We start from the raw sequence: 14,991 nt of genomic DNA on the forward strand, positions 1-14,991 counted from the left end.
GTCACACAACCTGGAGAGCCCATGCCCGCTTCCTTGATCCTTGAAGCCCTGCCGCCTCAGGCGTTGCCCCTGGCAGACCGTTTCTACCGAGAGCAGGGTGAGAAGGATCGCTGCCGCAGCCACGACAGGGTGTGGCTGGCGCGGTCTCGGGGCAGGATCATCGGCGTGGCCCGGTTATCTCCCCAGGGTGGGGCCCTGCAGTTGCGTGGGGTCTGGGTCTCGCCCGAGCATCGGCGCCACGGCGCCGGGGCTGCCCTGGTGCGCCGGATGCTGGCGGAGGCCGGCGAACCGGTGTGGTGTTTTGCCCTGCCGGGTCTGATCCGCTGGTACCTGTCGTTCGGGTTTTGCCTGGTTGACACACTGCCCGAGGCGCAGGCCGCCATGCTGGTCGCCTACCGTCGCGGCAGCCCCAGGCTAGAGGCGCTGCGCTACCCCTGAGCCCCGAGGATCGCCTCGATGCTACTGGCCTGGTGGGCCACGGCCTCGGCGATGGCCCGGTTCCGCTCCAGGGACGCCTGGCTTTGGCGGTTGAGGGAGGACATCTGGCCGTCGAACGCCTTGAGCTGTTCCGCCTGTTGGTGGGCGCTAACCGAGGATTGTCGCGACGCCACCGCGGCCTGCTCCGCCTGGGTTCGGGCCTTTTCCAGCTCGCTCTTCAGCAGTTCGGTCTGGCCGAGCTGGTGGGTGGCGGCCTGGCGGATCCGGGTCATATGGCCCTGCAGGCTGTCTTTGGCGCCGCCGAGCTGGTTAAGGATGCCCAGGATCTCCTGCAGGGAGCTCTGGGTGCGGGTGGAGAGGTTGCGAACTTCGTCGGCCACCACCGCGAACCCCCGCCCCTGCTCCCCGGCCCGGGCCGCCTCGATGGCGGCGTTCAGTGCCAGAAGGTTGGTCTGTTCGGCAATGCCGCTGATGGTGTCCAGGATGGCGGTGACATCGGTGACCGAACTGCTCAGGTTGGACAGGGCCTGTTGGCTGACGTCGATCTCCCGGCTGGTCTGCTGAGAGAGCTGGCTGAGGCTACCCAGTTGCTTCAGCCCCTGGGTCATGGCCAGGTCGGTCTCCCTGGCTCCTTCGGCTACGGCGCCGGAGGCGGCGTCCACCTCACCGGCCAGGCGTTCCAGAACCCGGGAGGACTCGCGGGCCTGCTGGACGTCGGCCTGCTGTTCCGAGGCCATGGTGGCGACGGCGGTGATCTCCTCCACCAGGGACTGCAGGCGGCCGGACACCTCCGTCATCTGCCGCTGGGCCTGGCGGTCACGATGGGCCATCTGTTGCAGCAGTTGGTTGAACTGGATCGCCACCTGGTTGGTCTCTGCCGAGCTGTCGGTGGTGGTCATGGCATCCCGCCGGCCGCTCTGTACCAGACGGGAGAAGGCTGCCAACAGTTGCTCCAGTGGACGCACCACGATGCGGTATTGCACCCAGGCCATGGCCAGGGCCAGCACCACCAGGGCGACGCTGATGCCGATCATCAGGGAGTTCAGCTTCAGCTTGATTGCTGCCGCCCGGGCCAGGCGAGCCTGTTCCAGGGTGGCGAGGCTGCCCTGCATCTGCGTCAGATCCTGATGGAGGGCGGCGCGCATGGTACGCAGGCTCGCCAGGGTGGACTCGGTGTTGGCCAGCTCCTGGCGGTAGCGCCGGGCCAGGCTGACCAGTTCATCCCGGTACTCCTCGCCGGGATCTTCCGCCTGATCCTCATCCAGCAGGGCGCTGCCCTGATCCTGTTTGGATTCCTCGGCCAGGCCCAGCAGGGGTAGAGTATCGAGGTGGTTGGCCCAGGTTTCCAACGCCGCCAGCGCCTGGGGGCTGACCGGTTCGCCCCGGGCAAGCTTGTCGAGGGGGGTGTCGGCGGCCAGGGTATACACCAGCTGCGGCAGCGCCAGTGAGGCGCTGAGCAGGGCATCGGCGGCCTGCGGGTTCTGGTCTCGCCCTTGCTGGGCGTACTGCCCCAGGTAGCGTCCGTAGGCGAGCAGGTTGCGCTCGGCGTTGCTGAGCAGGCCGCGAGGATCGCCGGCCAACTTGCCGGCGCTGCGATAGTTGCCGGCCAGCTTTCGGCCAAAGGCCTCCAGCCGGGCGCGTGGCGCCCGAGTCAGATCCTCGGGAAAGGTGTCGAGGCGCGCCAGCAGCGCCTGGGCGCCATGACCGGATTCGGTCAGCATCTGGGCATTGCCCTGGGACAGGTAGAGGTTGACCGGCTCCAGGAGCCGGGCCTTGAAGGCCTGGTGCAGGTCGGCGCTGGCCCGGGCCTGCCGATCGATGCGTTCCCTCTGCTGGTTGCTGTAGAGCTGGGCCACCAGCAGGGTGGCGGCGGTCAGCAGCAGCAGGGCGGAGCTGACCAGAGCATGAGTCTTTGTTTTCATTGGTGATTTTTCCATGCGGGGGCGCGGCCATTTTACGACCGTCAGATGACACTCTTGTTACAGGGCAGCCTTGGGGAAACTCTCTATACTTACAGACAGTTGGCTATGGATGGTCGCGATAGTGCACGGATGGCTCATGTTCAAATCCTCCTTTCCTCTCTGGCAACCCCTGGCGCTGATGGTGGTGCTGCTGACCCTGTTGATGGTGGTTCTGACCCAGGTGTTCGAATCCCAGCTCAGGCAGCAGCACCGTGAGCGCCTGCTACAGCTGGCGCAGCTTGGGGCCGGGCTGGTGCACCATGCGGTACAGGCGGGCAGCGAGCCGACACCTGGGCTGCTCACCCGGTTGCTCGAGGGCAGTCAGGCCAGGCTGCAGATCCTCGACGACAGCGGGCGGGTGCTGCTGGACTCGAGGAGGGACGGCAGCGTCGCCACCCAGCCGGTTTCCGTCGTCCCTCCCGAGGTGAGCCAGGCCCTGGCCGGAGGCATCGGCTACGATCTCCGCAGCGAGGCGAACGTCGGAAGGGTCTACTTCCTGGCACTGTCATTGCCCCTTATCGATCGGGTGCGAGTGATTCGCATTGCCGAACCCGAGGCGGTGCTGACCGGCTGGCTGATGACTCTGAGGTTCTGGGCTCTGTTGATCTGGATGCTGGGGTTGTTCATAGTCCTGGGGGTGTGGCGCTGGCTGAGGCTCACCCTAGAGATGGGCCGGCGGGATGCGGCGGCCAGCCAGGAGGTACAGGTGGTGGCGCGCACCCGGGATCTGGCGATGCTGCAGCGCCTCGGCAGTCTGATGTCGGCCTGCACCACGGTCGGGTCGGCCTGTAAGGTGATGGAACCCATTGCCGAGCAGTTGCTGCCCGGTGCTCGGGGCAGTATTGCCCTGATCCGCTCCTCCCGTGGGCTGGAGTTGGTGACGCAGTGGGGGGGATCCTGGCCGGGGGCCATTCGGTTTGGGGCCGAGGAGTGCTGGGCGCTGCTCAAGGGCAATACTCACCTGAGTCGAGACGAGGGGGTGGAGATCCAGTGTGACCACCAAACCCAGCCTGGCAGCCAGCTGTGCATCCCGCTGTTGGCCCAAGGCGAGGCGCTGGGCGTATTCAGCCTGATGTTTACCGATGAGGGGCAGATGCTCGCCGCCAGGTCGGTGGCGGAATCTATGGCGGAACAGGTTGGGCTGGCCCTGGCCAATATCCGCCTCAGAGACAACCTCAAGGAGCAGGCGATTCGAGACCCCCTCTCCGGCCTATTCAACCGGCGCCACATGATGGAGTTCCTCGAGAGTCAGCTTGCCCTCAGCCAGCGCCGCCAGGAGCCGCTGTCGATACTGATGCTGGATATCGACCATTTTAAGAACTTTAACGACAGCTTCGGTCATGATGCCGGTGACTTCGTCATTCTTCGGGTGGCAAAGGAGCTGACGGAACTGGTGCGCAAATCCGACCTGGTATGCCGTTACGGAGGTGAGGAGATGGTGGTGATCTGCCCCGGCACCGACCTTGCCGGTGCCCTGGATCTGGCCAACAAGCTGGTGGTCTCGGTGGCGGCCCTGGAGTTCAGCCACAACGGGCAGGATCTGGGCAGGGTGACCCTGTCGGCCGGGGTCAGTTGCAGCCATGGCGATCCCATCTCCATGGAGGCGCTGATGAAGGCGGCGGATGAGGCGCTGTACCGGGCCAAGCGGTGCGGCCGCAACCGGGTGGAGGCGCCGGAGGGGGCGGTGCCGCCGCCTTTGAGACTGTCCACTCCGACCCTGCCGGCGCAAACGAAGGAACCCGGTTGATATTTGGAGCGTAACTTACAACAATGGCTCAAGTTGTATCTTACCGGAGATTCGCCTCAATGCTTTCAAAAACGATGATCGACAAGCTCAATGAGCAGATTAACCTGGAGTTCTTCTCCTCCAACCTCTATTTGCAGATGAGTGCCTGGTGCGAGGACAAGGGGTTTGAAGGAGCCGCGGAGTTTCTCCGGGCACACGCCGATGAGGAGATGCAGCACATGCGGCGTCTGTTCACCTACGTCAGCGAAGCCGGTGGTCTGCCGCTGATCGGCCAGATTGAGGCGCCGGAGCACCGTTTCGACTCCCTGGCGGAGATCTTCGCCAAGACCTACGAACATGAGCAGCTGGTGACCCGCAGCATTAATGATCTGGCTCATACCGCCTTTTCAACCCAGGATTACTCCACCTTCAACTTCCTGCAGTGGTACGTGGCGGAGCAGCACGAGGAGGAGAAGCTGTTCAAGTCTGTGCTGGATAAGCTGACCCTGGTGGGCGACAGCGGTCAGGGCCTGTACATGATCGATAAGGAGCTGGCCGAGCTGGCCCAGCAGGAGGGCGCCAGCATCATGCATGACGCCGACGCCGGCGCTTAAGGCCCACCAGAGATCCTGGCCGTCCACCGCGGTGCAAAGGTGGTGAGTCGGCCCCCGGAGCCGTCATGTCACAGCCTCTCCCCGCCCGGACACTGATCCTGTTCGGGCTGGTCAATCTGCCACTCTCCATGCTGATGTCGCCCACGGCGGCGATACTGCCTAATTTTTACATTGAGCACACCGCCGTGACCCTGGGGATGATGGCCACGGTGACCCTGACCTCGCGTCTGTTTGACGGGGTGACCGATCCCATCATCGGTCTGTTGTCCGATCGTCTCGGCAGTCGTAAACCGCTGATGGTGCTGGGCGGTCTCCTCTGTGCCCTGGCGGTGTGGCGGCTGTTCACGCCGCATTCCGACGCGAGCCTGGGGTACCTGTTGAGCTGGTACCTGTTGCTGGCACTGGGGTGGACCCTGGTAGAGATCCCCCACTCGGCCATGGCCGCGGAGCTAAGCCGGGACTACCAACAGCGCAACCGCATCTCGCTGTGGCGACAGATTCTCGGGTTTGCCGGAGGGGTGCTGTTCATGGCGTCGCCCTTGCTGCTGGGGGTGGGGCGCGCCTTTACCCCTGAGGTGATGTCCTCTCTGGCGCTGTTCGTCGCCCTGGCCCTGCCCCTGACCCTGGTGCTGATGTGCTGGCGAATCCCCGAGCCCAGGGTGCACGGGCAGCACCGTATCCGTCCGGGGGACATGCTGCAGGTTTTGAAGAGCCTCCCCTGGCTGCGCCATTTCCTGCTGACCCAGGTGTTGTTTGGTCTGGCCACCGGGGCGGTCTCCTCCCTGTTTGTCATCTACGCCAGCCACTACCTGCAGCTGGGGGACGCCATCGCCCGCATTGCCGTCCCCATGACCCTGGCGATGGCCCTCTCCATGCCCCTGTGGTTGCAACTGCTCAAGCGGGTGGATAAGCACCGGCTGTGGGCGGTGTCGGCACCGGGGATGATGCTGTTGCTGCTGGTGATCGTCAACATTGAGCCCGGTCCTCAAGCCTTGATGCCCATGGCCCTGACCATGACCCTGTTTGGCGCCCTGATGGGGCTGTCCGCCCTGGTGCTGCCCTCCATGCTGGGGGACCTGGTGGACGTCGATGTGGCCCATAATGGCCGGGACCGGGCGGGGATTCTGTTTGCCTTCCAGGCGCTGGTGGTCAAACTCAACCAGGGGGTCGGTGGCGCCATCGGCCTCACCATCCCCGCCTGGTTTGGCTTCAGTGCAGTGGGTGAGCTCAGCGATGCGGCGGTGATTGGACTGAAGCTGGCCTTTGCCGGCTGGCCCTGCCTGTTGCTGGCACCCATGGTGCTGCTGGCGTGGTGCTACCCCCTGGACCGCAAGACCCACGCTGCCCTGGGCGCTACAATGGTGGCTCAAAACAGCTCAAATGCTTAGGAAAAATAGTGGCAATTAACGATCTGGAACTGGTTCGACGGCTGGAACCCTCATTGCTGGAGGATTACCGCCTGGCTCGAAACTACTGCCTGGATGTTCCCACCCATGCCCTGGTTCACCTGCGATCCGTGGCCTACAAGCTGGTGGAGGCGCTGGCCGCGGCGGCGGAGATCAAGTTCAAGAGCAGGAACCTCTATGACCGGGTGGAGGTGCTCAACCGGGCCCGGGCCATCGATGTGCGCCTGGCCCGCAGGCTGCACAAGTTGCGCGAAGGGGGCAACAAGGGGGCCCACCCGGAGAAGTACCGCCTCTCCCAGGAGCAGTTGGTGGAGTTGGCCCGCAAGTCGGTGCAGCTGACCGCCGGGGTGCTGGCCGACGCCTATACCCCCCTCAGCGGGCAGCCCTGCCCCCAGTGGCGGTTCGAGCCCCTGGACCAGGTGGCCGGCCGGGAGTTGTGTTACCGGGCGGTGATGGAGGAGGACGCCGAGGCCCAGTATCTGGTGGGGGTTTCCCTCAAGGCCAAGGGGATGATGCTGCGGGAGCGGGAGCTCTCCTTTGCCATGGCCAATGACAGCGCCGACATCAATACCGAGGCCTCCCGCTCTTTGCTGGCCCAGGCGGGTTACTGGTTTGAGCGGGCCAGTGACAGTCACCTCGGCGCCAGGTTCGAGTTTGGCGTGGCGTTGATCCACGGTTACGGCAGTCAGGAGGACCGGGCCCGGGGCGAGACTCTGGTGCAGCAGGCGGCGGCGTCGGGGCTGGCGGAAGCCCAGGCGCTGCTGGGCTATTTCTATCTCTCTTCCAGCACCGCCTTCGATCAGGATCTGCTCAAGGCGGAGCATTTCCTGCTGCTGGCGGCGGAGCAGGATCAGGCGGAGGCGATGGCCAACCTGGGGGTACTCTATCACCATCACCGGCCCGATCCCCCGAAGGCCCTGGCTTACACCCGCCAGGCGGCTCAGGCGGGCTACCCGGTGGCCCAGTACCACCTGGCCCTGCTGCTGGATCAGCAGGGGACAGAGGAAGAGGCGATGGACTGGCTGCAGCAGTCGGCGGCGCAGCACTACCCCGATGCCATGGCGGCCCTGGCCCGGCACCTGCTCGATGGTGAGCGGTTGCCGGCGGATCCGGCCCGGGCCAGCGCGCTCTATCGCAAGGCGATCCGCTACGCCGGGTTGCCCGAGGCGATGTTTGAATTCAGCCTGGCCATCTTCGATAACGAGGTGCCGGATGCGGATCCTGTGGAGGGGGCGGCGCTGCTGCAGGCGGCTTATCACTATGCCGGCAGCCGGACACTCAGGGACGCGATCGAGCGGTTCAGCCCCACCCTGGTGGCGGCCCTGGAGTCGGGAACCGGCAGTGTCGACAGACTGGAGAGGCTGCAGTTGGCCCGGCGCCGTTTTGATGATCATGGGCTGCCATTGCCTTTTGAAAGTCTTTAACAAAGCGTAACTTATCCAGCATTGTCCCCAGGCTGGTCATCCAGTAGCGTGGTGGCTAGGCCCGTTTGCCGACGAACTTTTGCTGCCGGCAGTCCCCTAATCAAAGAGACACTCTTGGGCACTTCGTTGGAGTCCCATGTTTAAGGTGTTGTGAAGTCGTTAATTTTTTGCTCTGCTGGCCCGCGGCTGGCATGATGCATCTCTATTTTTTCTGTCACAAGGAGCGGTTCGGTGAAACAGTTACTCACGCCGGCTTTGGCGCTCTCCCTGGCGATGGCCCCTGTGGTAACACAGGCGGCGGATCCGTCTGAGGTGAAGAGCTTTACCCTGGATAACGGCATGAAGGTGCTGGTGTTGGAAGACGACGCCATTCCCAATGCCAACATGTACCTGTTCTGGAAGGTGGGATCCCGCAACGAGGTACCCGGCATCACCGGCCTCTCCCACTTCTTCGAGCACATGATGTTCAACGGCTCCAAGAACTACGGTCCCAAGATGTTTGACCGCACCATGGAAGCCGCAGGTGGCGCTAACAACGCCTACACCACGGAGAACGTCACCGTCTATACCGACTGGTTCCCGGCGGAAGCCCTGGAGACCATCTTCAAGCTGGAGTCGGATCGCATCGCCCATCTGAACATCGATGCCAAGATGGTGGAGAGCGAGCGCAACGTGGTGGCGTCCGAACGAACCACAGGTCTGGAGAACTCCAACTGGCGTGCCCTGCAGGAGGAGGTGAAAGCCACCGCCTTCCGCGCCCACCCCTACAGCTGGAGCGTCATCGGTCATGAGTCCGACATCTATGCCTGGACCCTGGATGACCTGAAGCGGTACCACAAGACCTACTACGCCCCCAATAATGCCGTGGTGGTGATCGCCGGTGCGGTGGATTACGACCAGGTGAAGCAGATGTCGGAGTATTACTTCGGTTCCATCCCTGCACAAACGCCTCCTGCCGACGTGCGCACCGTGGAGCCTGAGCAGAAGGGTGAGCGCCGGGTCTATGTACGCAAGCAGTCGGTGACCAGTCCCAACCTGATGTTTGCCTACCACGTCCCCCAGACCTCTCATGAGGACAGCTATGCCCTGGACGTGCTGATGTCGCTGCTGATCGACGGTAACAGCTCGCGCCTGAACAAGGCGCTGGTGGATGAGCAGCAGATTGCCCTGGGCGTGGACGGCTATGTGCCGGACAGCTTCGACCCCAATCTGTTCTATCTGTTTGCCGTGGCCAAGCCCGGCGTGGAAGCCGCCACCCTGGAGCAGGCGCTGATCACCGAGATCAATCGGGTGGCGCAGGAGGGGGTTTCTCAGGAGGAGCTGGATAAGATTAAGAACAGCAAGCTGATGGGTTTCTATGACACCCTGGAGACCATCAACGGTCGTGCCAATACCCTGGGTACCTACGAGCTGTTCCAGGGAGACTGGAAGAAGATGTACACCGCCCCTGAGGCTTACGCCAAGATCACCCGCGAAGACGTGCAGCGGGTAGCCCAGACCTACCTGAAGAAGTCCAACCGCACCGTGGGCGTGCTGGCGGCCGAGGAGGATAAAGACTGATGAAAGCCCTGACTCAATCCCTGCTCGCCCTGTCCCTGGCCGCCCTGATGGCCACCGGGTGCAGCCAGACCACCCCAAAGGCGGAAGTCAAACCCGTGGAAACCGTGAACCCGCCCAGCTTCAAGGCCGCTGAAACCAAGCCCTTCACCCTACCCGCCTATGAGACGGTCACCCTGAACAACGGCCTGACTCTGCAGCTGATGGAGAAGCGCAATGTGCCGCTGATCACCGCCAACGTCACCATCCGTGCCGGTGCAGTGAACGACAGCGTCCCCGGTCTGGCCACTATGACCGCCGACGGCCTGCTGCTGGGCACCGAGCGTCGCACCAAGCAGCAACTGGAATCCCTGGTAGACAGCCTGGGTGCCGAGCTGGCTGCCAACGCCGGCAAGGAGGGGACCTCCCTTTCCATGCGCTTTATGAGTAAAGACGCGGAAGTGATGCTGCCGCTGCTGGCGGAGCTGCTGCGCAAGCCCAGCTTCCCCGCCGATGAGGTGGATAAGGCCAAGGCCCGTTACGCCGCCCAGTTGAAGCAGCGCAAGGAGAGCCCCCGTCAGGTGGTGGGGGCCTACTTCGACAGCCTGCTCTACGGGGAGCATCCCTATGCCAATGCTGCTGCCGGTGAATCCGCAGCCGTTGAGGGGATGGACAACTATGATCTGAAGATCTTCCACGGCAGCTGGTATCAGCCCCAGAACATGGCGATCACCCTGGTGGGAGACTTCGATGCCGCTCAGATGAAGCAGCGCCTGGAAGGTCTGTTCGACGACTGGCGTGGTGCCGATACGCCGACCATGCCGAAGCTCGACAAGGCGCTGCCTGAGCCATCCAAGGCCCGGGTGTTGCTGGTGGACAAGCCGGATGCCATCGAGACTACCTTCATCATCGGAGGCCCTGGTATCTCCCGCGACGATCCTGACTATGTGTCCCTGCAGGTGATCAACACCATCCTGGGCGGTCGCTTCACCTCCTGGCTCAACGATGAGCTGCGGGTGAACGCTGGCCTGACCTATGGTGCCCGTTCCCGCTTTACCACCTACTCCGAAAGCGGCAGCTTTGTCATCAGCACCTTTACTGCCACCAAGAACACCCAGGCGGCGGTAGATCTGGCACTGAAGACCTATGCCCGTCTGTGGGAACAGGGACTGGATCAGGCGACCCTGGATTCCGCCAAGGCCTACGTAAAGGGGCAGTTCCCACCCAAGTACGAGACCTCCGGTCAACTGGCGTCTCTGCTGGGGCAGATGTACCTCTACGGCTTCGGCCCTGAGTTCATCGACGGCTTCCAGCAGCAGGTGGACAGCCTGACCCTGGAGAAAGCCCGGGCCCTGGTGACCAAGGCCTTCCCCAGGAACAACTTGCAGTTTGTGATGATCGGCAAGGCGGAGGATATCCGCTCTGTGGCCGGTCAGTACGGGCAGGTGAAAGAGGTGAGCATTCAGGGCGAAGGTTTCCGCTTCTAACCTCTGGCTCCCTATCATGAAAAGGGGCCAGGTTGGGCCCCTTTTTTGGTTTTTTTTGCCTGTTTACCCTGACTGAATCAAAACAATGTCAGGTTATTTTTTGTACATTGTAGAGTCGTCTAATGTAGCAGGGATGAATGAATATGAATCCAAGATGCCTGTTTTTGTTACCGCTGCTCTCTGGCTGCGGTGGCAGTGATTCCAACCCCGCCCCGAAGACGCCGGATCTGCCCGGGGCCACCCTCAGCGTCGCCGTCTCCGATGCCCCCATGGATGGTGTCCAGTCGGTGATGGTGGCGTTTCGGCGGATGGTGTTGACCCCGGTGAACGGCGATGAGGCGCACAGCATCGATCTGTCCCGGCACCGGGTGAACATGCTGGACTACCAGCAGGACCAGGCCTATTGGCTGCTGGAGGACCACCCCCTGCCCGCCGGCCGCTACCACCTGAGACTGGAGATGGAGCCGGGCAGCGGCGATCAGGGCTCCTATGTGGATGACCATCAGGGCCGTCATGCCTTGGGTATGGGCAGGAGCGAGCTGGATCTGGGGGAGCTGGATCTGGGCTCAGGTCAGCACCACGGATTTACCCTGGAGATGGATCTGCGCCAGGGGCTCTACCATGATCCCGAGCAGGGTTACGGCTATGGTCAGCATGGTTGGCGCTGGGTGGACAACCAGAGCATGGGTCACCTGATGGCCAGCGTGGACGAAACCTGGATTCAGGGGTGTGAGGCGGACAACGCCGATCTGGCCGCCGAGGGCGGGGTCTTCTACCACGTTGCCTACCTCTATCCCGCCACCACCGCGTTCGAGGGGATGGACGACATGGCCCTGGAGGCGGAGTCCGGCAAGGTGCTGCCCATCGCCACCGCCTATGTACACCAGCTGTATGACGGCAGTTGGGGCTTTGGCATGGGCTTCCTGCCCGAGGGGGAGTACCGGGTGGGCTACAGCTGCCTGGGACACCTGGATCAGCCGGAAACCAACGAGGGGGCCGAATCCGGTTTTGCCTTCTATGGCGACGGTGGGACGGTGGCCATTGACGCCGGTGAGTCCGGCGGCTATCAAAATCAGCACCGCTGTGGTGGTCAGGGTGGCGGCGGCCCCGGCCACGGTGGCCGAGGATAGAGAAAAAACGGAGCCTGATGGCTCCGTTTTGTTAGGGCTGGCTGCCCGGTTGCAGGTCGCGGCTGGCGGGCAGGCCTCCGGCAGCGGTGGCGGCTTTGACCGCCCGGTGGATCGCCTCCTCCACCACTTCGGCGGCGATCACCCCGACGGCGTTGATGTCGCTGACGGTCACCTCTCCGGTGCCGGCGGCAAACAGGGTGTCGCCATCGTACAGGGAGTGCACCGGACGGATCGCCCGAGCATAGCCATCGTGGCCCATCTGGGCCAGCTTCAATGCCTGGGACTTGGTCAGCCTGGCGTTGGTGACGATGGCGCCGATGGTGGTGTTGCGACCGGCAAACCCCTGGGCGTTGGCCCCGGCCAGGATCAACTCGGTGCCGGAGACAAAGCCGGTACCGGCCTCGTTGCGGGTGGCCGCCAGCAGGGTGTTGCCCTCCATCACGTCTCCCCAGGCGTTGACCGCCACCACGGCTCCGACGATCAGGCCGCCGTTCAGGGTGATGCTGTAGCTGCCGATGCCACTCTTGGTGGCCCGGCTCATGCCGGCGATCTTGCCGACACTGGCGCCGGTGCCGGCACCGACGCTGCCCTCGGCAAAACTGATGCGCTGGGCGGCCCTGGCCGCCCGGTAGCCCATCTCGGCGTCGGGGCGGGCCTTGGCGTCCCCCAGGGCCAGGTCAAACAGCACGGCCCCGGTCACGATCGGGACCTGGGCTACGCCGGTGTCGAAGCCGATCCGCTGCTCCTCCAGGCAGCGGGCCACGCCGCTCATGCTGTCCAGGCCGAAGGCGCTGCCGCCGGAGAGGACGATGGCGTGGACTTTGTCCACCAGGTTCTCCGGCCTCAGCAGGTCGGTTTCCCGGGTGCCGGGGGCGGCGCCGCGCACGTCCACCCCGGCGGTGGCGCCCTGGTCGAAGCGCAGCACGGTGACCCCGGTCAGTCCCTTGCTGTCGGACACCTGGCCGATGGCCAGTCCCTTGATGCCGAAGATGGCGTCGGTCTGGTAGTCGTCGGCCATGGCGGTGCCTCCCAGCAGCGCCCATAGCGCCGCAATTGCCCAGTGTTTCATGATGGTCCTTTGTGGTATGACTTTGGTGACTATCTCTTACTGATCAGCTCAATAGCTCATGATGCCAGGGATGCAGCTTAGCAGAGGCCACCGAAGAAAAGAAAAGGCGCCCGCAGGCGCCTTACATTTCGGTGAGCCGGGTCAATGCATCAGCGACTGCTGTACATTGGGCGGGGCGATCTCGTAGCGGCTGAAGGTCATGGAGTACTGGCCCTCGCCACCGGTCATCGCCTTGAGGCGGGTGGCGTAGTCGTCGAGGGCCGCCAGGGGCGCCTCCACATTGATGTCCACCTGGGCGTTGGCCAGGGCTTCGGTACCACACACCATGGCGCGCAGGGCGCTGAGATCCCCGGTGATGTCCCCCATCTTCTCCTGGGGCACCTGCACGTGCATGTCCACCAGAGGCTCGAGGATCACCGGACCCGCCTTGGCAACGGCGTCGAGGAACGCCTTCTTGCCGGCGGCGACGAAGGCGATCTCCTTGGAGTCCACCGAGTGGTGCTTGCCATCCAGGACGATCACCTTGATATCCTGCATGGGGTAGCCGGCCAGGAAGCCCTGATTCATCGCCTCGCGCACCCCCTTCTCCACCGCCGGGATGAATTGGCCGGGAATGGCGCCGCCGACCACCTGGCTTTCGAAGTGGAAGCCGGCCCCCCGCTCCAGCGGCTCGATGCGCAGGGACACCTCGCCAAACTGGCCGGCACCGCCGGTCTGCTTCTTGTGCCTGTGCTGCCCGTCGGCGCCGGTGGTGATGGTCTCGCGATAGGCCACCGTCGGCTTGGCGGTCTCCATATCCACGTTGAACACCTCGTTGGCCTTCTCCAGGGCGATCTGCACATGCATATCGCCCAGGCCCTGGAGAACCGTTTCGTTCTGGTTCTCCTGATGCTCGATATGCAGGCTGGGATCCTCGGCCACCAGCTTGTGCAGTACCTCGGCGATCTTCTGCTCATCCCCCCGCTTCTTCGGTTTCACCGCCAGCCCGAAGATGGGTTGAGGCATATCCAGCTTGGGCATGTGGTAGAGGTCTTCATCGTGGCTGTCGTGGAGGATGGCGTCCACCTCCAGGCCATCGATCTTGGCCAGGGCCAGGATGTCACCGGGGACCGCTTCTTCGACCTCGATCTGCTTGGCGCCCTGCAGCTTGAACAGGTGGTTGACCTTGAAGGGTTTGCGGCCATCACCGATCAGCAGGCGCATACCCTGGGTCAGGGTGCCCTGGTGCAGGCGCAGCACGCCCATGCGACCGACGAAGGGGTCGATGCCCACCCGGAACACGTGGGCCAACACGTGGTCATCGGCATTCTGGGTGATGGTGATGGCCTGCTCCTCGTCGCCCCAGCCCTTGAGGAAGGCGGGCGGGGTGGCTTCCAGCGGGTTGGGCATCACCTCGCACACCACTCTGAGCAGGGCGGAGAGGCCGATGTCCCTCTCGGCACTGGTAAAGCAGATGGGCACCAAGTGGCCCGCCCGCAGAGCGGTCTCCAGGGGTTCATGCAGCTGCTTGGGATCGAGGGACTCCCCCTGCTCCAGATAGAGCTCCATCAGGGCCTCATCCTCCTCGAGGACGGTGTCCACCAGTTCGTCGTGGACGCTGGCGGTGTCGCTGAACAGGGTGGGGGTCTGCTCCGGCTGGAAGTAGCAATCCACTACGCCGTCACCCTCGGCTGTGGGCAGGTTGATGGGCAGACAGCCGGGACCGAATCGGGTCTGGATCTGATCCACCAGGGCTTCGAGTCGGTCCAGGTTGTCGTCGATGTGGTTGATCACGATGACGATCGCCTTGCCCTGGTGGCGGGCGGCTTCGAAGGCGCGCTGGGTAACCGCTTCGATGCCATGTTCGGCATGGATCACCAGCATCACCGATTCGACCGCCGGCAGCGGCAACAGGGCCCGGCCAAAGAAGTCGGCCAGTCCGGGGGTGTCGATGAGGTTGATGTGGTGATGCTGATAATCGAGGGAGAGGAAGGAGGGTTCCAGGCTGTGGTGATGGGCTTGTTCCTGGGCAGTGAAATCGGCGTGATTTGTGCCCTTGTCGACCCTGCCACGGTCATTGATGGCATGAGCCCGGAACAAGAGGGCCTCGATCAACGAGGATTTACCGCTTCCGGTATGGCCCATCAGGGCCAGGTTCCTTATCTGCGCGGTACGATACTTAGGCATAGTTGCCTCCTTTATCTTTGTTGAATCCGGCAGT

The 14,991-nt window shown here is 63.6% G+C and carries 11 protein-coding genes; 8 read left to right on the forward strand and 3 right to left on the reverse strand.

Going from position 1 to position 14,991, the window contains the following annotated elements; all coding sequences use genetic code 11:
- Nucleotides 1-21: 21 nt before the first annotated feature.
- Nucleotides 22-438, forward strand: coding sequence for a GNAT family N-acetyltransferase (locus FCL40_RS14465; RefSeq protein ID WP_136854013.1), 417 nt, complete (start codon nucleotides 22-24; stop codon nucleotides 436-438).
- Here FCL40_RS14465 and FCL40_RS14470 read toward each other — a convergent pair.
- Nucleotides 429-2,360: a methyl-accepting chemotaxis protein gene (locus FCL40_RS14470; RefSeq protein ID WP_169307137.1), complete on the reverse strand. Its 1,932-nt coding sequence runs from the start codon at nucleotides 2,358-2,360 to the stop codon at nucleotides 429-431. The genes FCL40_RS14465 and FCL40_RS14470 overlap by 10 nt on opposite strands.
- 136 nt (nucleotides 2,361-2,496) lie before the next feature.
- Here FCL40_RS14470 and FCL40_RS14475 point away from each other — a divergent pair, with 136 nt between their 5' ends.
- The 7 genes from FCL40_RS14475 to FCL40_RS14505 all read left to right on the forward strand — a co-directional run bounded on the left by FCL40_RS14475 (nucleotide 2,497) and on the right by FCL40_RS14505 (nucleotide 11,722).
- The gene (locus FCL40_RS14475; RefSeq protein ID WP_136854015.1) at nucleotides 2,497-4,146 is read left to right on the forward strand and encodes a diguanylate cyclase; all 1,650 of its coding nucleotides are present in this window, start codon (nucleotides 2,497-2,499) and stop codon (nucleotides 4,144-4,146) included.
- Between the two features lie 59 nt (nucleotides 4,147-4,205).
- Complete coding sequence (ftnA, locus tag FCL40_RS14480; protein ID WP_136854016.1) at nucleotides 4,206-4,739, forward strand: non-heme ferritin; 534 nt, start codon at nucleotides 4,206-4,208, stop codon at nucleotides 4,737-4,739.
- A gap of 65 nt (nucleotides 4,740-4,804) precedes the next feature.
- Nucleotides 4,805-6,127: an MFS transporter gene (locus FCL40_RS14485; protein WP_136854017.1), complete on the forward strand. Its 1,323-nt coding sequence runs from the start codon at nucleotides 4,805-4,807 to the stop codon at nucleotides 6,125-6,127.
- An 8-nt stretch (nucleotides 6,128-6,135) separates the two neighbouring features.
- Nucleotides 6,136-7,569, forward strand: a complete 1,434-nt coding sequence (locus FCL40_RS14490) for a DUF4145 domain-containing protein (protein WP_136854018.1) — start codon at nucleotides 6,136-6,138, stop codon at nucleotides 7,567-7,569.
- Nucleotides 7,570-7,842: 273 nt separating this feature from the next.
- Nucleotides 7,843-9,129, forward strand: coding sequence for a M16 family metallopeptidase (locus FCL40_RS14495; RefSeq protein WP_136854063.1), 1,287 nt, complete (start codon nucleotides 7,843-7,845; stop codon nucleotides 9,127-9,129).
- Entirely contained in the window at nucleotides 9,129-10,592 is a 1,464-nt protein-coding gene (locus tag FCL40_RS14500) for a M16 family metallopeptidase (RefSeq protein ID WP_136854019.1), read from the forward strand. The genes FCL40_RS14495 and FCL40_RS14500 overlap by 1 nt, the downstream gene beginning before the upstream one ends.
- Nucleotides 10,593-10,735: 143 nt before the next feature.
- Nucleotides 10,736-11,722, forward strand: a complete 987-nt coding sequence (locus tag FCL40_RS14505; RefSeq protein WP_169307138.1) for a DUF4382 domain-containing protein — start codon at nucleotides 10,736-10,738, stop codon at nucleotides 11,720-11,722.
- A gap of 31 nt (nucleotides 11,723-11,753) precedes the next feature.
- Here the strand turns inward: FCL40_RS14505 and FCL40_RS14510 are convergent, their stop codons facing one another.
- Both FCL40_RS14510 and fusA read right to left on the reverse strand, forming a co-directional pair.
- Nucleotides 11,754-12,791 (reverse strand): P1 family peptidase, encoded by a 1,038-nt coding sequence (locus FCL40_RS14510; protein WP_229360343.1) that lies wholly within the window; start codon nucleotides 12,789-12,791, stop codon nucleotides 11,754-11,756.
- Nucleotides 12,792-12,932: 141 nt separating this feature from the next.
- Entirely contained in the window at nucleotides 12,933-14,957 is a 2,025-nt protein-coding gene (fusA, locus tag FCL40_RS14515; protein ID WP_136854021.1) for an elongation factor G, read from the reverse strand.
- Nucleotides 14,958-14,991 lie beyond the last annotated feature (34 nt).

This window comes from Ferrimonas sediminicola (assembly GCF_005116715.1).
Classification (GTDB): domain Bacteria; phylum Pseudomonadota; class Gammaproteobacteria; order Enterobacterales; family Shewanellaceae; genus Ferrimonas; species Ferrimonas sediminicola.